Origin of the sequence: Intrasporangium calvum DSM 43043 (genome assembly GCF_000184685.1) — a bacterium.
Classification (GTDB): Bacteria; Actinomycetota; Actinomycetes; order Actinomycetales; family Dermatophilaceae; genus Intrasporangium; species Intrasporangium calvum.
The window spans coordinates 2,120,072-2,142,482 of record NC_014830.1; the positions used below are offsets into that span (position 1 = coordinate 2,120,072).

22 protein-coding genes and 5 tRNA genes are annotated in these 22,411 nt (G+C 71.7%); 6 read left to right on the forward strand and 21 right to left on the reverse strand.

All coding sequences use genetic code 11. From position 1 onward, the window contains the following. Positions 1 to 6: 6 nt before the first annotated feature. The gene (gene thrS / locus INTCA_RS09550) at positions 7 to 2,001 is read right to left on the reverse strand and encodes a threonine--tRNA ligase (RefSeq protein ID WP_013492711.1); all 1,995 of its coding nucleotides are present in this window, start codon (positions 1,999 to 2,001) and stop codon (positions 7 to 9) included. A 191-nt stretch (positions 2,002 to 2,192) separates the two neighbouring features. Between thrS and INTCA_RS09555 the strand changes: the two genes are divergently transcribed. Further along, positions 2,193 to 3,038, forward strand: a complete 846-nt coding sequence (locus INTCA_RS09555) for a GNAT family N-acetyltransferase (RefSeq protein WP_148236552.1) — start codon at positions 2,193 to 2,195, stop codon at positions 3,036 to 3,038. Here INTCA_RS09555 and INTCA_RS09560 read toward each other — a convergent pair. The 4 genes from INTCA_RS09560 to INTCA_RS09575 form a co-directional block, all read right to left on the reverse strand. Further along, positions 3,035 to 4,081 (reverse strand): zinc-dependent alcohol dehydrogenase family protein, encoded by a 1,047-nt coding sequence (locus tag INTCA_RS09560; protein ID WP_013492713.1) that lies wholly within the window; start codon positions 4,079 to 4,081, stop codon positions 3,035 to 3,037. The two genes, INTCA_RS09555 and INTCA_RS09560, sit on opposite strands and share 4 nt — an antisense overlap. Positions 4,082 to 4,450: 369 nt before the next feature. Then, positions 4,451 to 5,332, reverse strand: a complete 882-nt coding sequence (locus INTCA_RS09565; RefSeq protein WP_013492714.1) for a MaoC/PaaZ C-terminal domain-containing protein — start codon at positions 5,330 to 5,332, stop codon at positions 4,451 to 4,453. Next, the gene (locus INTCA_RS09570; RefSeq protein WP_013492715.1) at positions 5,329 to 6,660 is read right to left on the reverse strand and encodes a 3-oxoacyl-ACP reductase; all 1,332 of its coding nucleotides are present in this window, start codon (positions 6,658 to 6,660) and stop codon (positions 5,329 to 5,331) included. Before INTCA_RS09570 ends, INTCA_RS09565 begins: the two co-directional genes overlap by 4 nt. A 3-nt stretch (positions 6,661 to 6,663) precedes the next feature. Continuing rightward, positions 6,664 to 7,983: an acetyl-CoA C-acetyltransferase gene (locus INTCA_RS09575; RefSeq protein WP_013492716.1), complete on the reverse strand. Its 1,320-nt coding sequence runs from the start codon at positions 7,981 to 7,983 to the stop codon at positions 6,664 to 6,666. Positions 7,984 to 8,088: 105 nt separating this feature from the next. On the opposite strand from INTCA_RS09575, the gene INTCA_RS09580 reads away from it, so the two are divergent. Beyond that, the gene (locus INTCA_RS09580) at positions 8,089 to 8,778 is read left to right on the forward strand and encodes a TetR/AcrR family transcriptional regulator (protein WP_013492717.1); all 690 of its coding nucleotides are present in this window, start codon (positions 8,089 to 8,091) and stop codon (positions 8,776 to 8,778) included. A 28-nt stretch (positions 8,779 to 8,806) separates the two neighbouring features. Here INTCA_RS09580 and INTCA_RS09585 read toward each other — a convergent pair whose 3' ends face one another. From INTCA_RS09585 to ligD, 8 genes are all read right to left on the reverse strand, one after another. After that, positions 8,807 to 9,322, reverse strand: a complete 516-nt coding sequence (locus INTCA_RS09585; RefSeq protein ID WP_013492718.1) for a flavin reductase family protein — start codon at positions 9,320 to 9,322, stop codon at positions 8,807 to 8,809. Then, a complete protein-coding gene (locus INTCA_RS09590) occupies positions 9,319 to 9,657 on the reverse strand; it encodes an MOSC domain-containing protein (RefSeq protein WP_148236553.1) in 339 nt (112 codons plus the stop codon). Before INTCA_RS09590 ends, INTCA_RS09585 begins: the two co-directional genes overlap by 4 nt. Positions 9,658 to 9,847: 190 nt before the next feature. Further along, a tRNA-Val gene (locus INTCA_RS09595) sits at positions 9,848 to 9,924 on the reverse strand. Positions 9,925 to 9,965: 41 nt separating this feature from the next. Then, positions 9,966 to 10,478: a PGPGW domain-containing protein gene (locus tag INTCA_RS09600; RefSeq protein WP_013492720.1), complete on the reverse strand. Its 513-nt coding sequence runs from the start codon at positions 10,476 to 10,478 to the stop codon at positions 9,966 to 9,968. After that, positions 10,475 to 11,320, reverse strand: coding sequence for an aminotransferase class IV (locus INTCA_RS09605; protein ID WP_013492721.1), 846 nt, complete (start codon positions 11,318 to 11,320; stop codon positions 10,475 to 10,477). Before INTCA_RS09605 ends, INTCA_RS09600 begins: the two co-directional genes overlap by 4 nt. 4 nt (positions 11,321 to 11,324) lie before the next feature. Then, a complete protein-coding gene (locus tag INTCA_RS09610; protein ID WP_013492722.1) occupies positions 11,325 to 12,359 on the reverse strand; it encodes a chorismate-binding protein in 1,035 nt (344 codons plus the stop codon). A gap of 34 nt (positions 12,360 to 12,393) precedes the next feature. Further along, entirely contained in the window at positions 12,394 to 12,876 is a 483-nt protein-coding gene (locus INTCA_RS09615) for a glutathione peroxidase (protein WP_013492723.1), read from the reverse strand. Positions 12,877 to 12,976: 100 nt separating this feature from the next. Then, positions 12,977 to 13,945, reverse strand: coding sequence for a non-homologous end-joining DNA ligase (gene ligD, locus INTCA_RS09620; RefSeq protein WP_013492724.1), 969 nt, complete (start codon positions 13,943 to 13,945; stop codon positions 12,977 to 12,979). 167 nt (positions 13,946 to 14,112) lie between these two features. Between ligD and INTCA_RS09625 the strand changes: the two genes are divergently transcribed. After that, on the forward strand, positions 14,113 to 14,643 hold the full coding sequence (locus INTCA_RS09625; protein WP_013492725.1) for a hypothetical protein: 531 nt from the start codon (positions 14,113 to 14,115) through the stop codon (positions 14,641 to 14,643). A gap of 81 nt (positions 14,644 to 14,724) precedes the next feature. On the opposite strand, the gene INTCA_RS09630 is transcribed toward INTCA_RS09625, so the two are convergent. The 5 genes from INTCA_RS09630 to INTCA_RS09650 form a co-directional block, all read right to left on the reverse strand. Beyond that, positions 14,725 to 14,797, reverse strand: a tRNA-Gly gene (locus INTCA_RS09630). Between the two features lie 60 nt (positions 14,798 to 14,857). Further along, positions 14,858 to 14,932: transfer RNA gene (locus INTCA_RS09635), tRNA-Val, on the reverse strand. Between the two features lie 19 nt (positions 14,933 to 14,951). Beyond that, positions 14,952 to 15,022, reverse strand: a tRNA-Cys gene (locus tag INTCA_RS09640). Positions 15,023 to 15,049: 27 nt separating this feature from the next. Then, a tRNA-Gly gene (locus INTCA_RS09645) sits at positions 15,050 to 15,122 on the reverse strand. Positions 15,123 to 15,200: 78 nt separating this feature from the next. Next, positions 15,201 to 16,304: a YihY/virulence factor BrkB family protein gene (locus INTCA_RS09650; protein WP_114609900.1), complete on the reverse strand. Its 1,104-nt coding sequence runs from the start codon at positions 16,302 to 16,304 to the stop codon at positions 15,201 to 15,203. A gap of 98 nt (positions 16,305 to 16,402) precedes the next feature. On the opposite strand from INTCA_RS09650, the gene INTCA_RS09655 reads away from it, so the two are divergent. Next, a complete protein-coding gene (locus INTCA_RS09655) occupies positions 16,403 to 18,040 on the forward strand; it encodes an acyl-CoA dehydrogenase family protein (RefSeq protein WP_013492727.1) in 1,638 nt (545 codons plus the stop codon). A gap of 6 nt (positions 18,041 to 18,046) precedes the next feature. Here the strand turns inward: INTCA_RS09655 and INTCA_RS09660 are convergent, their stop codons facing one another. After that, entirely contained in the window at positions 18,047 to 19,048 is a 1,002-nt protein-coding gene (locus INTCA_RS09660; protein WP_013492728.1) for a PPK2 family polyphosphate kinase, read from the reverse strand. Positions 19,049 to 19,111: 63 nt separating this feature from the next. On the opposite strand from INTCA_RS09660, the gene INTCA_RS09665 reads away from it, so the two are divergent. Then, entirely contained in the window at positions 19,112 to 19,876 is a 765-nt protein-coding gene (locus INTCA_RS09665; protein ID WP_013492729.1) for a dihydrofolate reductase family protein, read from the forward strand. Here INTCA_RS09665 and INTCA_RS09670 read toward each other — a convergent pair. Beyond that, on the reverse strand, positions 19,778 to 21,091 hold the full coding sequence (locus INTCA_RS09670; protein WP_013492730.1) for an alpha/beta hydrolase family protein: 1,314 nt from the start codon (positions 21,089 to 21,091) through the stop codon (positions 19,778 to 19,780). The genes INTCA_RS09665 and INTCA_RS09670 overlap by 99 nt on opposite strands. 125 nt (positions 21,092 to 21,216) lie before the next feature. Between INTCA_RS09670 and msrB the strand changes: the two genes are divergently transcribed. Next, the gene (gene msrB / locus INTCA_RS09675) at positions 21,217 to 21,636 is read left to right on the forward strand and encodes a peptide-methionine (R)-S-oxide reductase MsrB (RefSeq protein ID WP_013492731.1); all 420 of its coding nucleotides are present in this window, start codon (positions 21,217 to 21,219) and stop codon (positions 21,634 to 21,636) included. 72 nt (positions 21,637 to 21,708) lie between these two features. On the opposite strand, the gene hemQ is transcribed toward msrB, so the two are convergent. Beyond that, positions 21,709 to 22,410 carry a hydrogen peroxide-dependent heme synthase gene (gene hemQ, locus INTCA_RS09680; protein WP_041308600.1) on the reverse strand — a complete coding sequence of 234 codons (702 nt, stop codon included), beginning with the start codon at positions 22,408 to 22,410 and terminating at the stop codon, positions 21,709 to 21,711. Between the last annotated feature and the right edge of the window lies 1 nt (position 22,411).

Here is a 22,411-nt window from a genome sequence, read left to right on the forward strand (position 1 = left end):
CGCCGCCTAGACCTGGGCCCGCGACGCGATCGCCGCCAGGACCTCAGCGATGGCGTCGTCGATCGGGACGCCGTTCTTCTGGGACCCGTCCCGGAACCGGAACGAGACCGCGTCGGCGGCCCGGTCGTCCTCGCCGGCGATGAGGACGAAGGGGACCTTGGCCTTGGAGGCGTTGCGGATCTTCTTCGGGAAGCGGTCGTCGCTCGCGTCGAGCTCGACCCGGACCCCCTTGCGGCGCAGTCGGTCGAGGACCCCGCCGAGATAGTCGGCGTACTCGTCGGCGACGGGCACCCCCAGCACCTGGACCGGTGAGAGCCAGACGGGGAAGGCGCCGGCGTAGTGCTCGACGAGCACCCCGAGGAACCGCTCGATCGACCCGAACTTCGCCGAGTGGATCATGACCGGCTGCTGCCGCGTCCCGTCCGCCGCCTGGTACTCCAGGCCGAACCGCTCGGGCTGGTTGAAGTCGTACTGGATCGTCGACATCTGCCAGGTGCGGCCGATGGCGTCGCGGGCCTGCACGGAGATCTTCGGGCCGTAGAACGCGGCGCCGCCCGGGTCCGCGACGAGCTCGAGGCCGGATGCCGTCGCGACGTCCTCGAGGACCTTCGTGGCGACCTCCCACTGCTCGTCCGAGCCGATGAACTTCGCGGACTTCTCGCCCTCCGTGTCGCGCGTCGACAGCTCGAGGTAGAAGTCGTCGAGTCCGAAGTCCCGAAGGAGGGACAGGACGAAGTCGAGCAGGTGCTTGATCTCCGCCGGCGCCTGCTCGGGCGTGACGTAGGAGTGCGAGTCGTCCTGCGTCATCCCCCGGACCCGGGTCAACCCGTGGACGACGCCGGACTTCTCGTAGCGGTAGACGGAGCCGAACTCGAAGAACCGGAGCGGCAGCTCACGGTAGGAGCGCCCGCGCGACTGGTAGATGAGGTTGTGCATCGGGCAGTTCATCGCCTTGAGCTGGTACTTCGCACCCTCGAGCTCCATCGGGGGGAACATCGTGTCTGCGTAGTACGGCAGGTGCCCGGACGTGTGGAAGAGCCCGTCCTTGGTGATGTGGGGCGTCCCGACGTAGTCGAAGCCCTCCTCGATGTGCCGCCGGCGGACGTAGTCCTCCATCTCGCGCTTGATGACCCCGCCCTTGGGGTGGAAGACGGGCAGTCCCGAGCCGAGCTCGTCGGGGAAGCTGAAGAGGTCGAGCTCCGCCCCCAGCCTGCGGTGGTCGCGGCGCTCGGCCTCGGCGAGCCGGTCGAGGTAGGCCTTCAGCTCGTCCTTGGTCGGCCACGCCGTGCCGTAGATCCGCTGCAGCTGCGGGTTCTTCTCGGAGCCGCGCCAGTAGGCCGCGGCCGAGCGCATCAGCTTGAAGGCGTTGCCGATGAGCTTCGTGCTGGGGATGTGCGGCCCGCGGCAGAGGTCGCCCCAGGCGCGGGTGCCGTCGCGTCGGACGTTGTCGTAGATCGTCAGCTCCCCCGCGCCGACCTCGACGCCGGCCCCCTCGGCGGCGTCGCCGGCGCCGCCCTTGAGCCCGACGAGCTCGCACTTGTAGGGCTCGTGGGCGAGCTCCTCGAGCGCGTCCGCATCGGTGACGACGCGGCGCTCGAAGGTCTGGCCCTCGTTGATGATCTTCTGCATGGCCTTCTCGAGGGCCTTGAGGTCATCAGGGTGGAACGGGGTCTCGACGTCGAAGTCGTAGTAGAAGCCGTCGCGGATCGGCGGGCCGATGCCGAGCTTGGCCGTCGGGTCGAGCGACTGCACGGCCTGGGCGAGGACGTGGGCGGTGGAGTGGCGCAGGACGGCGAGCCCGTCCGCGCTGTCGACGGTCACCGGCTCGACGACGTCGCCGTCCGCGACGAGGTGGAAGAGGTCGCGCAGCTCGCCGTTGACGCGGGCCACGACGACGTCGCGCCCCCCGGCGCCGGCCTGGTCGAGGAGCTCCCCGGCCGTCGTCTGCGCGTCGACCGATCGCTCGCTCCCGGCGACGGTGACGGTGATCGGTGCAGACAAGGTGGCGCTCCTTCTTAGACCGGCCGATGCTCGGCCGAACCAGGTCGTATGCCGCTGGGCGCGGCTTCGCTCAAGGGTATCGACTGCACGGGGTTCGTCGCGAAACCGTTCCCCGACGCATGGACTCCCAGCCTCCTCTCAGGTTGGCCCATTCGTCGGACAGCAGCATCACAGGGCTCGACACTGGGCTCATGACCGACGTGTCGAGCCTGACGGCAGCAGAGGCGACGCAGCTCGCGGAGAGTGCCGAGGCGGAGTTCATGTTCGCCCTCGAGTCGGCAGCCCCGCCGGAGGCGCAACGGGCGCTGCGGATGAGCCAGGCCCGGCTCGGCGGCGGAGTCGTGCTCGTCATGGGCGAGGACCCCACCGGCGGCTACTGGAACAAGGCGCTCGGGTTCGGGGTGACCGAACCGGTGACCGAGGACCTCGTTGCCGACGTGGTGGGACGCTTCCGGACCGCGGGTCCCCCGGCCGGAGTGCTGCAGGTCGCACCGTCGGCCCTCCCGGAGGCGTGGCCGGACCTGTGCGCCCGGCACGGCATCACCGCGGGCCAGGTCTGGGCGAAGCTGCTGCGCCCGGCGGGACTCGACCCGGAGCGGGCCACGACCGATCTCGCCGTCGGTGCCGTGGGTCCGTCGGACGCCGATGCGTACGCCCGCGTCTATGCGCGCGGGTTCGGCATGCCCGAGGACCCGCACCTGCTGACGATGTTCGCCGCCGCGGCCGTCGGGGCGGGCGGGTTCACCGCCTACGGGGCCTGGGACGGCGACCGACTGGTGGCAGCAGCGCAGCTGCACGTCGCGGGTCCGGTGGCGGCCTTCTGCGGCGCTGCCACCCTCGAGGAGGCCCGCCGTCGCGGGGCCCAGTCGGCCTTCATGCAGCGTCGGGTGGGGGACGCTCGGGCGGCGGGCTGCGCGTGGCTGAGCGCGGAGACCTGGCAGGAGGGCGGGGAGGAGCACAACCCGTCGCTGCACAACATGAGACGAGCTGGGTTCGTCGAGGTCTACGACCGGGTCAACTGGGTCTGGCGTCCCTAGGCCAGCCCCGGGCCCCGGGTGAGGACGGCCACGCCGGCGAACCGGCCCTCGGCGAGGTCGTCGAGGGCGCGGTCAGCCGCGTCAAAGGGATACGTCGTGACCGTCGACCGGATCCCGAGCCGCGCGGCGAGGGCGAGCAGCTCCTCACCGTCCTGCCGCGTGTTCGCGGTCACCGACGTGAGGGTGCGCTCCCGGAAGAGATGGGCCTCGTACCGCAGGGGTGGCAGGTCGCTCACGTGGATGCCGGCGAGGGCCAGCGTGCCGCCCCGGTCGAGGCCCGCCAGCGCCACGGGGACGAGCTCCCCCGCTGGGGCGAAGAGGATCGAGGCGTCGAGCGGCACCGGCGGCAGGGCGTCGGCGGGGCCGGCGGAGGCGGCGCCGAGCTCGAGGGCCAGCCGACGGGCGTCATCGCCCCTCGTCAGGACATGGACCTCGGCTCCCTGGGCGATCGCGAGCTGGGCGGTGAGGTGGGCACTGGCCCCGAACCCGTAGATCCCGAGCCGGCCGCCCGGCGGCAGGGCCGCCCTACGGAGGGCCCGGTAGCCGATGATGCCGGCGCAGAGGAGGGGGGCGGCCTGCTCGGCGGCGAGCGGCTCGGGAATGCGGTAGGCGTACGCCTCGGGGACGGCCGTGAGCTGGGCGTACCCACCGTCCTCGTCCCACCCGGTGAACTGTGCTGCGGGACAGAGGTTCTCCCGACCGGACCGGCACCAGCGACAGGCCCCGCACGTGCTGCGGAGCCAGGCGACGCCGACCCGGTCCCCCACGGCCAGCCGGGACGTCCTCTCGCCGAGCGCGACCACGTGCCCGACGACCTCGTGCCCGGGCACGACGTTCGGGCGGTGCTCCGGCAGGTCACCGTCGGTGACGTGGAGGTCGGTGCGGCAGACGCCGCAGGCCTCGACCTCCACCAGGGCCTCGTCAACGCGAGGCCGCGGCACCGGACGCTCGACCCTCCGGACGCGCTCCGGCCCGGCCGCTCCGACCGTCTCCCACGCCGTCATCGACTCGGGAAGGCTGCGCCTGCTGTGCCCATGCCCCATGGTGACCAGCCTCCCCCCGCGGGGCGCCGGCTGTCCCCAGTTCCTCCTCGACGAGACGCATCGCACCACCGACAGCACCGCCCAGGGCGCTGACGAGGACGAACAGCAGGAGGGTCCGCTCCCCCGCGCCGGCGGTCGCAGCGCCCCAGCCCCCGGGGCCGGTCCGCGGCGAGTGGAGGCGAGTGGAGGCGAGTGGACGGACCGGGTGTGCTCATGCACCCAGCGTCCCGTCCAGGACAGGGCTTGCGCGTCACCCACGAGTCGCGACGTCCTCCCCCTCAGGAGGGGGGCAGCTCCGCCCTGCGACCGAGCCCGGCACCTGCTGCACGGGCAGCGGCACCGGGCTCAGCGGCATACGGAAAGGGCTGTCTACCAGGTGTGCTCGACGACCGCGTGCTCCACGTCGCCCTTCGCCGCAGCGAGGAGGGAGATCACGCTGCTGGACGTGAAGCTGCTGCGCAACCGCACCGTCGACGGCAGGCGCAGCGGCTTGCGGAACCAGACACGGCTCGTCACGCCGGCCTCCGGGATCCGCGGCCCCAGGGCTGCCAGGCCCCGGGCGTAGCTGAACATGCCGTGCGCGATCGCCGTGGGGAAACCCAGCGGTCGCGCGGTGAGGGCGTGCAGGTGGATCGGGTTCCAGTCCCCCGAGACCCGGGCGTACCGCCGCCCGACGCCCTCGTCGAAGCGCCACGTCGGGCCCGCAACGACCCGCCGCACCGGGTCGAGCGAGGGCGGCTCGGACGACTCGGCGTCGGGATGGTCGTCGCCCTTGGAGAGGTAGGTGCTGACCCCCCTCCAGGCCGGCTCCCCTGCCACCGTCGCCTCGGACACGAGGTCGACCTGCCGCCCCCGCCGGTGCGGGCGGAGGTTCTCGGCCCACACCGAGAGGTCGAAGCTCTCGTCGACGCCGATGGGACGGGAGGAGGTGATGACGTTCTCGACGTGGACCGCCCCGGACAGCGCCAGCGGGAACTCTCGCTCGCTCATGAGCGCCATCTGCAGGGGGAACGAGAGGACGTGCGGGTAGGTCAGCGGCAGCGCCGGGCCGACCCTGAACCCGCAGAGGCCCGCGTAGTCCGCGAGGTGGTCGAGGTCGGCGCGCACCGCACCACGCACGGCACGGACGGCCGGCAGCGGCCCGGTCGTGGCCCGTCCCGTGATGAGGGTCGTCGCATAGATCCGGCGGAGGTCCGGTGCTCGGTCGAAGCGCAGCTCGCGGGGCTGCTCCGTCGAGGAGGCCACGTTCATGCCCCGAGCAGGCTCTGGCCGCAGACGCGGAGCACCTGGCCGTTGACCGCCGCTGCGCCGGGCTGGGCCAGCCAGGCGATCGTCTCGGCGACGTCCCGGGGCAGCCCGCCCTGCTGGAGCGAGTTCGACCTTCGCCCCACCTCGCGTGTCGCGAAGGGAACGGACCTGGTCATCTCCGTCTCGATGAAGCCGGGGGCGACGGCGTTGACGGTGATGCCGCGGTCGGCCACCTGCGTCGCCCCGGCCTGGACGACACCGATCAGCCCGGCCTTGCTCGCTGCGTAGTTGGTCTGGCCCCGGTTCCCGGCGATGCCGGCGATCGACGACAGGCAGACGATCCGACCTCCGTCGCCCAACCCGCCGTCGCCGAGGAACGCCTCGTTCATCCGGATGATCGAGCGCAGGTTGACGTCGAGCACGGCAGCCCACTTGTCCGCGGACATGTTGACGAAGAGCTTGTCCCGCAGGATGCCTGCGTTGTGCACGACGATGTCGAGGGAGCCGTGCCGGGACACGGCGTGCTCGAGGATCCGGCGCCCCGCGTCCTCCGCGGTGACGTCGAGCTGCAGGGCCGTGCCGCGGACCTCGTTGGCGACCGCCGCCAGGCTGTCGCCGGCCTGCGGCACGTCCACCGCGACGACGGTGGCACCGTCGCGGGCGAGCACCCTGGCGATCTCGGCACCGATCCCCCGGGCCGCCCCGGTGACGACGGCCACCTTCCCGACCAGGGGGCGCAGCGCGTCGGCCTCCGGGGTCGGCGTGGCGCCGACCCGCACGACCTGGCCGTCGACGTAGGCCGACCGGCCGGAGAGGAAGAACTCCACCGCAGACCACACTCCCCCTTCCGCGTCGGCCGGCGCCGGCGCGGAGGCGAGGACGTGGTTGGCCGTGGCGCCGAGACGCAGCTCCTTGCCGAGCGATCGGGTGAAGCCCTCCAACGCGCGCTGAGCCGCGATCTGCGCCACGTCGGTGAGGGTCGCCGGGTCGGTGCCGATGACGACGACCCGGGAGTTCGTGGCCAGCTGCTTGACCGCCGGGGCGCCGAGGGCGTGGAGCGCGGTGAGCTCGGCCGGGTCGAGGGCGGCGGACAGGTCGAGGACGAGGGCTCCGAGGCGCCCGTCGAGCTCCTCGAGGCTGGTCCCGACGTTCAGGCCGGTCTGTTCGAGCCGGGCCACCAGGGACTTCTCGAAGTGGCCGCCGCCGGCAACGAGCACCGGTCCCTCGACGAGGGGGTCCCCAAGCGTGTGGCGGCGCAACATGGTCGGCTGGGGAACCCCCACCTTCCTGGCCAGGGGCGAGGTGACGATCGTCGTGAACAGGTCAGCCATGGCTCACGCCTCCAGGATGGCGACGACGCCCTGCCCGCCGGCAGCGCAGATGGAGACGAGCCCGCGCACGGGCTGCCCGGTCTCGTCGCGCTTCTGCCGGAGCTGCTTGGCGAGCGAGGCGACGATCCGGCCACCGGTCGCGGCGAAGGGGTGACCCGCCGCCAGCGAGGAGCCGTTGACGTTGAGCCGGGTGCGGTCGATCGACCCCAGTGGCGCCTCCAGGCCGAGTCGCTCGATGCAGAACTCCTCGTCCTCCCAGGCCTTGAGGTGGGTGAGCACCGTCGAGGCGAAGGCCTCGTGGATCTCGTAGAAGTCGAAGTCCTGCAGGGTGAGTCCGTTGCGGGCGAGCAGCCGGGGCACGGCATAGGCCGGTGCCATGAGGAGCCCCTCCTCGCCGTGGACGTAGTCGACCGCGGCGGCCTCCCCGTCGACGAACCAGGCGAGCGGGGTCAGGTGGTGCGCCTCGGCCCACTCCTCACTCGCGAGGAGCACGGCTGAGGCGCCGTCGGTCAGCGGTGTGGAGTTCCCGGCGGTCATCGTCGCGTTCTCGCCCCTGCCGAACACCGGCTTCAGCTTGGCGAGAGCCTCGCCACTCGAGTCGGGGCGGAGGTTGTTGTCACGCGTGAGGCCGAGGTAGGGCGTGACGAGGTCGTCGAAGAAGCCCCGGTCGTAGGCGGCGGCGAGGTTGCGGTGGCTCGCGGCGGCGAGCTCGTCCTGGGCCGCACGGGAGATGCCCCACTGGTCGGCGGTGACGGCCATGTGCTCCCCCATCGACATCCCCGTCCGGGGCTCGCCGTTCTGGGGGATGGAGGGTGCCAGGTGGCTCGGGCGGAGGCCCGCGACGGCCTTGAGCTTGTCAGCCGGCGACGTCGCGCGGTTGACGGCCAGGAGGATCTTGCGCAGGTCCTCACTGACGGCGATCGGGGCGTCGCTGGCCGTGTCGGTCCCACCGGCGATGCCGGCCTCGACCTGGCCGAGGGCGATCTTGTTCGCGACGAGGATGGCTGCCTCGAGACCGGTGCCACACGCCTGCTGGATGTCGTAGGCCGGGGTGCTGGGGTCGAGGCGGGTGCCGAGGACGGCCTCGCGGGTGAGGTTGAAGTCGCGGGAGTGCTTGAGGACGGCACCGGCGACGACCTCGCCGAGCCGCTCGCCCGCGAGTCCGTAGCGGGCGATGAGACCATCAAGGGCCGCCGTCAGGAGGTCCTGGTTCGAGGCGCGTGCGTAGGCGCCGTGGGCGCGGGCGAACGGGATGCGGTTGCCGCCGAGCACGGCGACGCGGCGCGCCTCGCGGGTCGGCCGCTTTCGGGTCTGGGGGGACATGGAGCTCTCCTGCGTGGTCCGGGTGGGGCCAACTGGCCCAGCTCAGATCAAGATAACCGAAACTTCTGGTAGTCGATACAGCGAGTACCTGTTAGTTTGCGGGACATGATGAACCCGGACCGCGACGAGGCCCCCGCCACGGACGGCCGGACGGTGCGCTGGGCGCGGCACCGCGAGGAGCGTCGCAGGAGCCTCGTGGACGCGACCATCCGCGCCATCCGACGCCACGGCGCCACCGTCGGCATGGACGACATCGCCGCAGAGGCGGGAACGAGCAAGACCGTCATCTACCGGCACTTCGAGGACCGGGCCGGCCTCTACCGGGCCGTGGCCCAGCGGGTCGACGCGCGGGTCGTCGGGGGCATCGCCGCCGCCCTCGAGCGGTCGAGCGCCGCGGGCAAGGACCCGCGCGAGCTCATCTCGTCCACGGTCGATGCCTACCTCGAGCTCGTCGAGTCGGACACCGAGCTGTACCGCTTCGTGGTCAACCGTCCGATCGTCGACCGACCGCTGCCGGACGACCCGGTGGGTGAGCTCGTGGGCCACGTCACGGACCAGCTCAGCCGACTGCTCGACGGACGTCTTGGCGGGGAGCCCCGGCACGCTCCTGACCCCGCGACGACCCGGGTCTGGGCGGTGGCGCTCGTCGGCTCCGTCCAGGCGGTCGCCGACGACTGGCTGGCCGCTCCCGGCACCTCCTCCCGACCCACGCGGCGCGACCTCGTCGAGTCACTGAGCGAGCTGGCGTGGAACGGACTGTCCCCCATCCTCTCCGACCGGCGGTCCGACCGATGACGACCACCACCCCCGGGCCGACGGCACGTCAGAGACGGACGTAGCGCCCTCGCCGGTGCAGGAGCGGCTCCAGGTCCTCCCCCACCTCGACGTGCTCGACCACCGCTTCGAGCAGGACCGACCAGCCGACGTCCCGGCGCGACCCCGGGTCGACCCGTACACCGAGCCAGGATGTCGTCGACACGAGGCGTGGACCCCAGTCGGTCTGCTCCCACGCGTCCCGCCGGAACGGGCCGCCCGGCGCCGGGAACTGGCCCGCGAACACCTCCGCGAGGTCGCGGTGCCGCCAGGACAACAGTGCGACCACCGCCGCCGAGGTCTCCTCCATCCGGTCGAGCAGGTCGGCGTCGGGGTGCACGAGCACGACGACCCGCGGCGGCTCCCCGGCCGCGACGAGGAAGGAGGTCACGGTCAGACCGGCCCGTCCCGCCCCCGCACCGGCCGTCCAGAGGGAGACGGACCCGCCCACGCGCCCGCGGAACCGTCGGATCGGGTCCCGTTCGGCGTCGTCCGGCTCGAACGGGTGGCTCGAGTGGATCGTCACTCGGGACCCGCGGCGAGCAGCACGTCCTCGACGGCCACCTCACCTGCCTCCACGACGTCTGCGTAGACGCCCGGGCAGTTCGAGGGGCGTTTCGTGACGGTCAGGGTGCAGCCGCCGATGCGGATGACCGACCCGACGAGCGAGATGAGGGCCTCCGGCTCGATGTCGAGGACGATGTTCGCCTTCGGATGGGTGTCGACGTACTCCTCAGCCGAGACGAGGTGCACGGCGTGCTTCTTGGCCCGGTTGCCCTTCGGCCCCGTGGGCGTCACCTCGACCGAGTCGATCTCCTGCCCCGGCGAGTCCGACTCGGGGTAGATGAAAAGGCTGCTCACCTTCGCCGGCATGTCCACCAACCGCTTTCCGCCGCCAGATCGGGAGCGCGCGTCCGCGCGGACCCAGCCCAGCGGCATAGGGCCACGTCTGGTGACCTTGGAACCGCTTCTGGCGTGAGTGTATGACGGATCCGGCTGCCACGGTGAGACCTCGCCGGCGGAGCCGGGGTCGGCTGCGGACCGGGAGGAGTGGTGGACGTGAAGGGACTCGAACCCCTGGCCTCTCGCGTGTGAAGCGAACGCTCTAACCAACTGAGCTACACGTCCTGGCGGTGCGGGAAAACAATAGCGGGTGGGCGTCCGCGCCCCTAATCGAGCCCAGGCAGCCGGGCCAGCTGCTGGGCGGCCCAGTCCGGTGTCCACCCAGGGAGCCCGAACAGGACGAAGGTGAGCCAGAGGGCCCCCCACACGAGCAGCAGCGCGGCGAACCCGATGGCACACCGGAGCCACAACGGCTGGGTCATCACCCACCGGTTCCACCGGTGGACGTAGCCCTTGACGAAGTCGAGCCAGCGCTGCGCGAACTCGAACTCGCTGGCGAGGATGACCAGCCCCAGGATGACCACGGCCCAACCCGGCCCCGGGGCGGGCACCATGATGAGTCCGCCCACGGTGACGACCGACCCGACCACGCCGACTGCGCTGCGCCAGGCCAGGTGGGTGGCCGGGTGACGGCGCAGCCGGGCACGCCACGCCCAGCGGTCCTCGTGTGCGCCCAGGGTCACGTCGGGGTCCGAGTAGTCGACGCCGCCGGTTTCCCCCTCACCTGCGACGGGCCGCGGGGCTGCCACGGTGTCGGCGCTGCTCGCGGCCTCGTTCACGGGTCGAGGTCCTGCCCGGCTCGGGTCCGGAACACGTCGCGCAACCGGGTCGTCACCGGTCCCACGGGGAGCTGCCGGTCGTCGACCGCGTGGATCGGGAGGACGTCCTTGGTGGAGCTGGTGATGAAGACCTCGTCCGCGGTGTCCAGGATGCCGAGCGGCAGCGGGGTCTCGCGGATCGTGACGCCAGCGTCCACCGCCCACTCGAGGACGAGCTCGCGGGTGATACCGGCCAACAGGCCGGAGTCGGCGGGCGGGGTGAGGACCTCCCCGTCGAGGACGACGAAGACGTTGCTGCCGGTGCACTCGCACAGCTCACCGCGGGTGTTGCCGAAGACCGCCTCGATCGCGCCGACCTGCTTGGCCCGGGCGAGCGCGACGACGTTCTCGGCGTAGGAGGTGGTCTTGAGCCCGGCGACGGGCGAACGCTCGTTGCGCGTCCAGGGGACGACGGTCAGGGCGCCGGAGGCCGGGGGCCGCGCCTGCGGCCCGGCGAGCACGACGTAGGTCAGGTCCGCCTCGCCGCGGTCGGAGCCGAGCGGACCGACGCCTCCGGTGACGCTGTAGCGCAGCCGCCCGAAGTCGATCGGCTCCCCCTCGAGCACCGCGTCGATGCCCTTGGCCACGAACGCGAGGTCCACCGGTGGCAGCCCGAGGCCCGCCGCCGAGCGTTGCAGCCGGGCGTGGTGCCGGGAGAGCGCGAACGGCTGCCCACGGTCGATCTTGGCCGTCTCGAAGACCCCGTCACCAACGGTGACGGCGTGGTCGAGGGCCGAGATGGACGGGCCGGTCGGGTCGACGAGATCGCCACCCACCCAGACCCGAGGAAGGCTGCCGGTCATGTCGTCATGGTGCCACAGTGCCGGCTGCGAGACCGACGAGCCGGGCCGCCTTGAGCTCGGTCTCGGCCCACTCCCCAGCGGGATCGGAGTGCCACGTGATCCCGGCGCCGGTGCCGAACCGCAGCCACCGCGTGCCCCCCTCGTCCCGCTCCGCCCAGAAGGTCCGGATCCCGACGGCGAGCTCGGCCTCCCCGGCATCCGCGTCGACCCAGCCGACCGCGCCGCAGTAGGGCCCGCGCGGTGCCGCCTCGAGGTCGGCGATCGCCCTCAGCGCACTCGACTTCGGCGCCCCCGAGACCGACCCTGGCGGGTAGGCCGCGCCGAAGATGTCGGGCCAGGTGACCCCCACCCGGAGGCGGCCGCTCACCGTCGACACGAGGTGCACGAGGCCCGGGTGCGGCTCGAGCGCGCACAGCTCGTCGACCGACACCGTCCCCGGCTCACACACCCCCGACAGGTCGTTGCGCATGAGGTCGACGATCATGACGTTCTCGGCGTGGTCCTTGGGGAGCATCTGCTCCGCAGTCGGGGCGGTGCCCTTGATCGGCCTGGTCACGAGGCGCCCGGCCCGCCGCGCGAGGAACAGCTCCGGCGAGGCGCTGACCACGTCGACCCCCGCCGCCACACAGCGGATGCGCGCCGCGTGCGGTGCCGGGTTCCCCTGCCGCAGCAGCTGGTCGAGCCCGTCGAGGTCGGCATCGACAGCCAGCCGGTGGCTGAGGACGCGACAGAGGTTCACCTGGTAGACGGTGCCGTCGGCGATCCGCCGCCGGACCTCCTCCACCCCCGCGACGTATGCCGCTGAGCTGAGTGAGCTGTGCCAGCGACGGTCGAGGGGGGCCCAGCCCACGGCCCGTCGGGCGGGCCCGGTCGGGTCGCCGCGGCGCACGTCGCCGAAGCGGATCGCCGTGACTGCACCCTCGAAGGTCGCGACGACGGCCCAGAACCCCGCCCCGGAGATGGCCTCGAGGGCGTCGCCACCCCGCCGCACGTCGATGACCTCGCGCGCCTGGCGGTCCCGGAATCGAGCGTGGTCCACCCGCAGATCCTAGGGGTCCGGGGCCCCGGCCCCGTCAGGCCGCGAGGGCCTTCTCGATGTCGGCGGCCAGCCCGGCCGGCTCGGCCTGCGGCGTGTACCGGCTGATCACGTGGCCGTCGCGGCCGACGAGGAACTTGGTGAAGTTCCACTTGATCCGGTCCCCGAGCAGACCGCCCTTCTCCGACTTGAGCCAGGCCCAGAGGGGGTGCGTGTCGGCGCCGTTGACGTCGACCTTCGCCATCATCGGGAAGGTGACGCCGTAGTTCTTCTGGCAGAAGGCGCCGATCTCCTCCTCCGAGCCGGGCTCCTGCTCGCCGAACTGGTTGCACGGGAAGCCGATCACGGTCAGACCACGGTCGCGGTAGGTCTCCCAGAGCTGCTGCAGGCCGGCGAGCTGCGGGGTGAAGCCGCACTCGCTCGCGGTGTTCACGACGAGGATCACCTGGCCGGAGAAGTCGGACAGGGACTGCTCCTGCCCGTCGATCGTCGTTGCGCGGAAGTCGCCGAGCTCGGCCACCGGTACTCCTTGGGTCAGAGGGCTTCGGGCTTTCAGGGGTGAGCGAGGACGCGACACGGGTGTGCGCCCTGCATCGGGAGCAAGCCCAGCGGCATACGGCTTATTCCTCCGGCTCGGGAGGGGTGTCCTGACCCGCCCTCTCGTCCCGCTCCGCCCACTCGAGCAGCGGCGCGAGGTCGAAGACGGCGTCGTCGATGCCCGCGTGGAGGTCACCGAGCCGGGCGAACCGGTCCGGCATCGTCGCGATGGTGAAGTCGTCCGGGACGGCGTCGTCGATCTCGTCCCACGTCACGGGAGCCGACACCGTCCCCCGGCTGTTGCCCCGCACGCTGTAGGCCGCGGCGATGGTGTGGTCGCGGGCGTTCTGGTTGTAGTCGACGAAGAGGTCGTCCGGCGCGCGGTCGCGGCGCCACCAGGCCGTCGTCACGTCGTCGGGGAGGCGCCGCTCGACCTCCCGCGCGAAGGCCAGCGCAGCCCGGCGGACGTCCTGGAAGCCGTGCACCGGCGCGATCCGGACGTAGATGTGCAGGCCCCGGCCACCCGAGGTCTTGGGCCACCCGACCGCCCCCAGCTCGCCCAGGATCTCGCGGCTCACGTGGGCGGCCCGCCGTACCGTGTCGTAGCCGCACCTGGGCATGGGGTCGAGGTCGATCCGCCACTCGTCGGGCTTCTCGGTGTCCGCGCGGCGGGAGTTCCACGGATGGAACTCGACGGTGGACATCTGAACGGCCCAGATGACATCGGCGAGGCGCTGGACGCACAGCTCGTCGGCGTGCAGGCCGAAGCGGGGGAAGTGCAGCCGCACCGTCTCCACCCACGGCGGCGCACCCGCCGGCAGCCGCTTCTGGTGCACCTTGGGACCCTCCACGCCCTTGGGGAAGCGGTGGAGCATGCACGGGCGGTCGCGGAGGGCGTTGACGATCCCCGGCCCGACCGACAGGTAGTAGTTCGCGAGGTCGAGCTTGGTCTGGCCGCCCTCGGAGAAGTACACCCGGTCGGGGTTGGTCAGGCGGACGTCGTAGCCGTCGACGTCGAGGACGAGGGCTGGGGTCTGCTTCGCCGCGGCCATGGGCTCACCCTACGGCCGGTCCTGGACGCGACGAGGGCGACGGACATTTCGGGCTGCCGATCCCGGCTGGGAGCCGTAGTGTCGAGGCACGCGGCACTCCCGTACCACACCACACCGCGCGAACCGACCAAGACACGACGACCACCACACTTGCAGGAGCCTCCACCATGAAGTCCCTCCACCACGTGATCAGCACGCTCGTGGCTCTCCTCGTCGCCGTGCTGCTCGCGGCGATCGTCCCGACCAGTGCGTCAGCCGCGACGCCCCTGACTGCCCCCTCCGGGACGGCCGCGACCGCGCCCGACCTGACGAGCACCGACGCCGACGGGGCGAGCGTCAACTGCTCCAGCACGCGAGAGCTCGGCACCAGCAAGGTGGTGCGCGACAAGGGCATGAACGCGTTCACCGTCCGGCAGTACATCGGCTGGTGCTGGGACTCGCGTGGCTCCGCCTGGATGAACTTCGCGTCCGTCTACGTGTGGGCGCAGTACCACAACCTCGGCTTCGGCTACCGGGCCCAGGCCGGCATCGTCGTCGGTGGCAGCGGCGACACCGTGGGCTACACCGTCGGTGGCAACCGGCAGCGGCTCGTCTACTCGACGCCGGTCCGGACGACCAGCTCCTGCACGCAGGGGTGGGGCAAGCTGCTCCGGGGCGGCTCGGAGAGCGCCCAGGGGCTGACCTCGCTCGTCTGCTGACATCACCCCCGCGCCCGCTGACATCACCCCCGCGCCCGACGGCGAAGGCCCCCGACCATCAGGATCGGGGGCCGTCAACGGAGCGGACGACCGGGCTCGAACCGGCGACCTCAACCTTGGCAAGGTTGCGCTCTACCAACTGAGCTACGTCCGCGGGTGAACCGAGAGCAACGGCGTCCGGCCCGCTCTCGCGGGCCGGACGCCGTGTCCCGGGTGGTGGGCGATACTGGGTTTGAACCAGTGACCTCTTCCGTGTCAAGGAAGCGCGCTACCACTGCGCCAATCGCCCTTGTGCTGGTCTTGCACCGAGGTGGAGACGGGATTTGAACCCGTGTAAACGGCTTTGCAGGCCGCTGCCTCGCCTCTCGGCCACTCCACCATGAAGGCAAGTTGCCTTTTGCCTCCGAGCGGACGACCGGGCTCGAACCGGCGACCTCAACCTTGGCAAGGTTGCGCTCTACCAACTGAGCTACGTCCGCGGGAACACCAGCGGTGTAACTTCCCCGCTCGTGCTTGGTAGACAGTAGCGGATCGATCCAGCAGATACAAAACCGTCCTCAGCCCCCCGGTTTGCCGTCGGCCCGGGGCCGCGCGACCCCCTCCACGAGCTCCCGGTCGATGGCCTCGGCGAGGTGCGAGAGCTCCCGCTTGGTGAACTGCTGGTCGCGGCTCCGCTGGTTGCCGAGCGCCGGATCGACCCTCACGGGAGCCCGGACCAGGGGCCTGCGGGAGACGAGAGCGCCGGCCCAGCTGGCCAGCCTGGTGCCGGCCCCGTCGCGCAGCTCGACGGGCCACAGCACGCGGGTCGCGGCGTTGAGGCCGGCACCGATGAGGATGGCGATCGCGAGGACGTACAGCCAGATGAGCAGCACGATCGGGGTGCTGAGCGGCCCGTAGATCGACGAGCCCCCGAGGGAGGCCTCGAGCGCGCTGCGGACGACGAGGGAGGCGAGCAGCCAGATCGCGAGCGCCAGGAGAGCTCCGGGGACGTTGCGCCACCACCGGCCCCTGCGGGGCGTGGCAATGTGGAACAGCGTCGTGAGCAGGGCGATGGACAGGACGAGGACGAGGGGCCAGTAGGCGCTGGTGAGGAGCTTGAGCCGGTCCGGCAGCCATCCCTCGATGATGGCCGGGCCGAGGAGGACCAGGGGCAGCAGGACGACGGCGACGACGATGCCGACCGTGTAGAGGCCGAAGGTGAGGAAGCGCTGGCGCAGGATCCCTCGACTGTCCCCCTGCCCGTACATGATCGAGATCGTGTCGACGAAGACGTTCAGGGCCCGGGACCCCGACCACAGGGCGAGGAGGAACCCGACGGAGATGAGGTCCGGGCGGCCGTCACGGAGCACGTCGCGGACCGTCGGGAGGAGCAGCTCCTCGATGCTCCCCTGAGTGAGGAAGCCGGACGCGTAGTCGGTGATCACCGCGAGGAGCCGTTCGACGCTGTCGGCGCCGAGGATGTTGCCGAGGTAGCCCACGCCACCGAAGAGGCCGAGGACGAAGGGCGGGAGCGAGAGGAGCAGGAAGAAGCCTCCCTCGGCGGCGAGGCCCGTGACGCGATAGTTGAGGCAGACGCGAATGGTCTCGAGGGTCAGTCTGGCGAGAGGCACCGCCCCCGGGATCCTCTCGAGGGTGCGCCGCACCGCCGCCTTGACCATCATCGCCCTTGAGGCTAGCCGTCCGGCCGGGGCTGCCCCTGGTGACGCGCGCGACACGAGGCGGGAAGGGTCCCCGCCGGCGGTCGTCCTAGTCTGCAGGGATGAGCACGCACGAGGTGACCAACCAGGTCGAGCCCTTCGTCGACCGGGACTTCCTTTCCGAGGACCGGGCCCTGGCGGAGGCGGTGGGCCGGTGGGTGGCCGCGGAGGAGGTCGCGCCGCTGGGCGAGCTCGGTCGGCTGGCCGGGTCGCCCGAGGCCCAGGACCACGGCCGCCTCGCGGACGCGAACCGGCCGGTGCTGCGGACCCACGACGCCCGTGGCAACCGGATCGACGAGGTGGAGTTCCATCCGTCGTGGCACTGGCTCATGGCGCGCGCCGTCGGTGCGGGGCTCACCGCGGAGCCGTGGACGGCGCCGGTGGGGCGCGGCGCTCACGCGCGCCGGGCGGCCGGCTTCATGATCTGGTCACGCGTGGAGGCCGGGCACGGCTGCCCGATCTCGATGTCGTATGCCGCTGGGCCGGCGCTGCGACACGACGCCGAGCTCGCGTCGCGCTGGCTTCCCAAGCTGGCCAGTCGGACGTACGACTTCGGCATCCGGCCGCTCGCCGAGAAGGCCGGCGTCATCGCGGGGATGGGGATGACCGAGAAGCAGGGCGGCTCCGACGTCCGGGCCAACGCGACGACGGCGACCCTGACGCCGGGCGGTCCGCTGCCCGGGGAGACGTACCGCCTGACCGGCCACAAGTGGTTCCTGTCGGCGCCGATGAGCGACGTCTTTCTGGTGCTCGCCCAGGCCCCGGCCGGCTTGACGTGCCTCGTCGTGCCTCGGGCGCTCGAGGACGGGACCCGCAACCCCTTCGCCCTCCAGCGGCTCAAGGACAAGCTGGGGAACCACTCCAACGCCTCGAGCGAGGTCGAGTTCGACGGCACGTGGGGGTCCCGCCTGGGCGACGAGGGCCGTGGGGTGCGGACCATCATCGAGATGGTCGGCGCCACCCGGCTGGACACCGTCCTCGGGTCGACGGCGACGATGCGGGACGCCGTCACCCGTGCCGTGCACCATGCCCGCCAGAGGACCGCGTTCGGGCGACTGCTGGTCGACCAGCCCCTGATGCGCAACGTCCTCGCCGACCTGGCGCTCGAGGCGGAGGCCGCGACCGTCCTCGCGATGCGACTTGCTCACGCCTTCGACGCGGGTGAGGCCGATTTCGCGCGGATCGGGGTGGCGGTGGGCAAGTACTGGGTGTGCAAGCGGACGGCGCCCATGGTGGCCGAGGCGCTCGAGTGCCTCGGGGGCAACGGCTACGTCGAGGAGAACGTGCTGGCCCGGCTCTACCGCGAGGCGCCGCTCAACTCGATCTGGGAGGGCTCGGGCAACGTCAACGCCCTCGACGTGATCCGGGCCATCAGTCGGGAGCCTGCGAGCCTCGAGGCGCTCACGAAGGAGCTCCACCGGGTCCGAGGGGTCAGTCGAGCGCTCGACGACCACATGGATGACGCCGTCCAGCAGGCGCACTCCCTGCGACCGGACTCCCCCGAGGCCGCGTTCACCGCCCGGTCCGCGGTCGAGGGGCTCGCCGTGGCGCTGCAGGCGGCCCTCCTCCTCGAGCACTCGCCCACCGTGGCCGAGGCCTTCATCGCGAGCCGGATCCAGGGCGGCCACGGTCACACCTTCGGCACCCTGCCGGTGGACCTGGCGGGCTCGGTGGGCCCGGTCCTCGACCGCATCGGCTGACCCGAGTCAGCTGGCGGCCAGCCGCTTCTTCTCCGTCTCGACGTCGAAGTCCGCCTCGGGCCACTGGAGGTCCATCTCGCGGAGCGCCTCGAGCAGGAGCTGCTGGACGGCGAGCCGGGCGTACCACTTGCGGTCGGCGGGGACGACGTGCCATGGCGCGCCGACCGTCGAGGTCTTGTCGAAGACCGCCTGGTAGGCCTCCATGTACTCGAGCCAGTGGCTCCGCTCGTCCACGTCGCCGGGGTTGAACTTGTAGAACTTGTCGGGGCGCTCCAGCCGGCGCATGAGGCGGGACTTCTGCTCCTCCTTGCTGATGTGCGTCATCACCTTGACGACCTTCGTCCCGCCCGCGGCGAGCTCGCGCTCGAAGGCGTTGATCCGGGCGTACCGCTTGGACCACACGTCCTGCGGGACGAGCTCGTGAACCCGCACGATGAGGACGTCCTCGTAGTGCGACCGGTCGAAGACCCCGAGCTGGCCGGGACCGGGAACCGCCTTCTCGATGCGCCAGAGGAAGTCGTGTGCGAGCTCCTCCTCGGTCGGCGCCTTGAACGCGGTCGCCCGCACGCCTTGCGGGTTGACCGAGATGACGTGGCGCATGATGCCGCCCTTGCCCGAGGTGTCCATCCCCTGCACGACGAGAAGCAGCGCGCGCTTGGAGCCGGCGGTCGACTCGGCCCAGAGTCGCTCGAGCAGGTCGGTCAGCTCCTCCTCGGCTGACGCCATAGCGGCCTTGCCGGCGAGCTTGTCGCCGTCGAAGGCGGGCGTCGAGGACGGGTCGAGGTCCGCGAGCGCGAAGTCCTTGTCGACCCGCAGCGCATCCGCGAAGCCACCCATGGGGTGGAGCCCGTCGGCCACGAACTGGTCGGCCAGGTCGGCGACCGCCCGCTCCTCGTCAGCCTTCTTCTTCGACTCGAGCGCGTCGGCGTCCGTCCGCGCGCCGGACGCGTCGCCCTTACGTGCCTTTGCGTCGGCTTTGCCCTTGTCATCGCTCTTGCCTTTGCCCATGGCGCCATCCTGCCGGACACGGCAGCCGTTGGACCGGAGGCACGGCCACCTAGGGTTTGTCCCATGCGCCTGCTCCTACCCGCCGGCGGCGACCTCACGCCGGCCGCCGACCTCGACCTCGCGGACCTCGCGGCCGTCTATGCGGCGCCGAGCGACCCCTGGCTGCGCTGCAACATGGTGACGACGGTCGACGGTGGAGCCACCGGCCCGGACGGCCGGTCGGGATCGATCAACACCGCGGCGGACCACATCGTCTTCGAGCTGCTCCGGGGTCTGAGCCACGCGGTGATCGTCGGCGCCGGCACGATCCGGGCCGAGGGCTACACCGGACTCACGGTGTCGCCGGACGTCCTGCCGCTCCGTCGAGACCTCGGGATCGACGAACCCCTTCCCCTCATCGCCGTGAGCCGCTCGGGCCGGCTCCCGGAGAGTGCGCAGGGCGCGGCCGGCGGCCCGGCGCTCCTTGCCACGTGCGCCCGCGCGCCCGGCCTGGCCGAGGCGCAGTCGATCCTCGGCCGGGAGCACGTCCTCGTCTGCGGCGAGGACGAGGTGGACCTCCCGCTGCTCGTCGCCCGGCTGCACGAGCGCGGCTGGACCCGGCTGCTCTGCGAGGGAGGCCCGCACCTCACCGGCTCCTTCCTGGCGGTCCGCCTCGTCGACGAGCTGTGCTTCACGATCGCACCCAGAGTCGTCGGGGGGATGCACCCGAGACCGGTGGGACCGGCCGCATCACCCCTCGAGCTCGAGCTCGGCAGCCTCGTCGAGGCGGACGGCACCCTCATGGGTCGCTGGTTCACCCCGCGGCGCCCCAGCGGCTCGGGCGACTGATGGTCGGCCGTCCAGCTCGCCCGAAGCCGGCGACAGACCGGTGACGAACGAGGACACGACGGACTCCCACCGCTCCGGGTCGTAGTTCCACTCTCGGCAGTGCCGGGCCCGGTGCCAGGGCTCGAACCGCACGATGTCGGGTCGACGCTCGGCCAGGGCAGCAGCAGGGGCGAAGGGGACGACCGTGTCCCCGGTCGAGTGGATGAGCAGAATCGGCACGTCGAGCTCGTCGGCGCGGGCGACCCAGTCGGTGTGAGCCAGGTCGATCGGCTCGATCAGACCGACCAGGGACCGCCCCCGCGGCGAGCCCATGAGGCCGCGCGCCACCCGCACCAAGGGGCTCGGCAGGTGGTTGAGACGCCCGTGGTGCCGGAGCACGGCGTCCCAGTCGATGACGGCCGAGTCCAGGCACACCCCGACGATGCGGTCGGCGTAGCGCGACCGGTGCAGGGTCTGCAGCACGATCGCACCGCCCATCGACCACCCGAAGAGGACGATCCGCTCGGCGCCTCGTGCCACTGCCGTCGAGATGGCCACCTCCACGTCCCGCCACTCCGACAGACCGAGGTTGTAGCGTCCGTCCGGCCCCCGTGGGGCGTCGCGGTCGTTGCGGTAGGCCGCGACGAGGCAGGTCCACCCGGCATCGCGCAGCACTGGCACCGCGCGCAGCGCCTCCTCCTTGCGGGCGCCGCGGCCGTGGACGAGAACCGCCCAGTTCTCTCCGCCAGCAGGGTCGGCCGGCCGCACGATCCAGGCGGGCAGCGCCCCGACGTCCGAGCTGACGACGACGTCCTCGTCCGGCAGGCCCAGGCTCACGCTCGGCCGGTCCCAGTAGTAGTACTGGTTCCACCGGGCCGGCCCCACCCCGAGCGACCCGCGGTCGACGGCGACGAGCGCCCGTCGGACGGTCCCGGCCACCTCGTCGCGGTCGAGGATCTGCCCGACACGCGCATGACCTGCTCCCCCGTCGAGCCAGACGCCATACCGTCCGGGGACGTCCGGATCGGGCCCCGAGGCGAAGGTCACCGACTCGTCGTCGTACGCCACGATCGCGACGTCGTCGGGCTGCAGCTCGTCCGGGGTGAGGACGCGGCGGGCGAACCAGGCGGCCGCTGCGACGGATCCGGCGGCGGCACCCACCGCGGACCCCCCGCCGGCGGCACCTGCGATGAGGACCGGGCGGGTCACCAGCTGACGAAGCTTCACGCGGCCCATCGTGCCAAACCCGAGTCACCGGGGCCGCCGACACACGCAGCATCGCTGCCGGGCGGTGCTGCGAGGCCAGGCCCGGCATCACCCCCGGCGGGCACAAACGGGCCGCCGCGAACGTTCGAGGGAACATGAGCAGCGACAAGACCTATGCCGTCCAGCGCAGCGATGACGAGTGGCGCGAGCAGCTGACCCCCGCCGAGTTCAACGTCTTGCGCCGAGCCGGCACGGAGGCGCCGTTCCGCGGCGAGTACACCGACACGAGGACCCGAGGGGTCTACTCCTGCCGCGCGTGTGGCGCCGAGCTGTTCCGCAGCGACACGAAGTTCGACTCCCACTGCGGGTGGCCGTCGTTCTATGCCCCCTTGGCCGGCGACCGGGTCGAGTACATCGAGGACAGCAGCATGGGGATGCGACGCGTCGAGGTCCGGTGCGCGAGCTGTGGCTCCCACCTCGGCCACGTCTTCGAGGGTGAGGGCTACGGCACCCCCACGGACCAGCGCTACTGCATCAACTCGATCAGCCTCCGCCTGGCCGCCGACGACGAGTGAGCCGGGTGTCGCTGGGCCCGGTGGGACCCTCTGGCCGGTGGGTGTGCGGTCGGGCGGAGAGTTCCACGGTGCTCAGCGCAGGTTCGCCACCAGCTCGCGCGCCTCGACCTTGGGGCCGGTGAAGAACGGGATCTCCTCGCGCACGTGGTTGCGGGCGCGGGAGGCGCGCAGCTCACGCATGAGGTCGACGATCCGGAACAGCTCGTCGGCCTCGAAGGCGAGCAGCCACTCGTAGTCCCCCAGCGCGAACGAGGCGATCGTGTTGGCCCGCACGTCCGGGTAGTCACGGGCCATCTGGCCGTGCTCTCGGAGCATGTCACGGCGGTCCTGCTCGTCGAGCAGGTACCAGTCGTAGGAACGGACGAAGGGGTAGACGCAGACGTACTTTCGGGCGACCTCGTCCGCCATGAAGGCGGGGATGTGGCTCTTGTTGAACTCGGCTGGACGGTGCAGGGCGGCGGAGGACCAGACCGGCTCGAGGTGCGCGCCGAGCTCCGAGCGAAGCAGTCGGTGGTAGGCGGACTGGAGCTGCTCGATGGTGGCCGCGTGCCACCAGATCATGAAGTCCGCGTCGCCGCGGAGGCCGGCGACGTCATAGATGCCGCGCACGACGACGCCCTCGGCGGCCAAGGTCACGAGGAAGGACTCGAGCTCGTCGGAAAGGGACTCCCGGTCGTCGCCGAGCGGGGTGACGCTGCTGAACACCGACCACATCGAGTAGCGGATGGTCTCGTTGATCTCGCGCATCTGGGCCGGTGTCAGCTTCTCACTCATG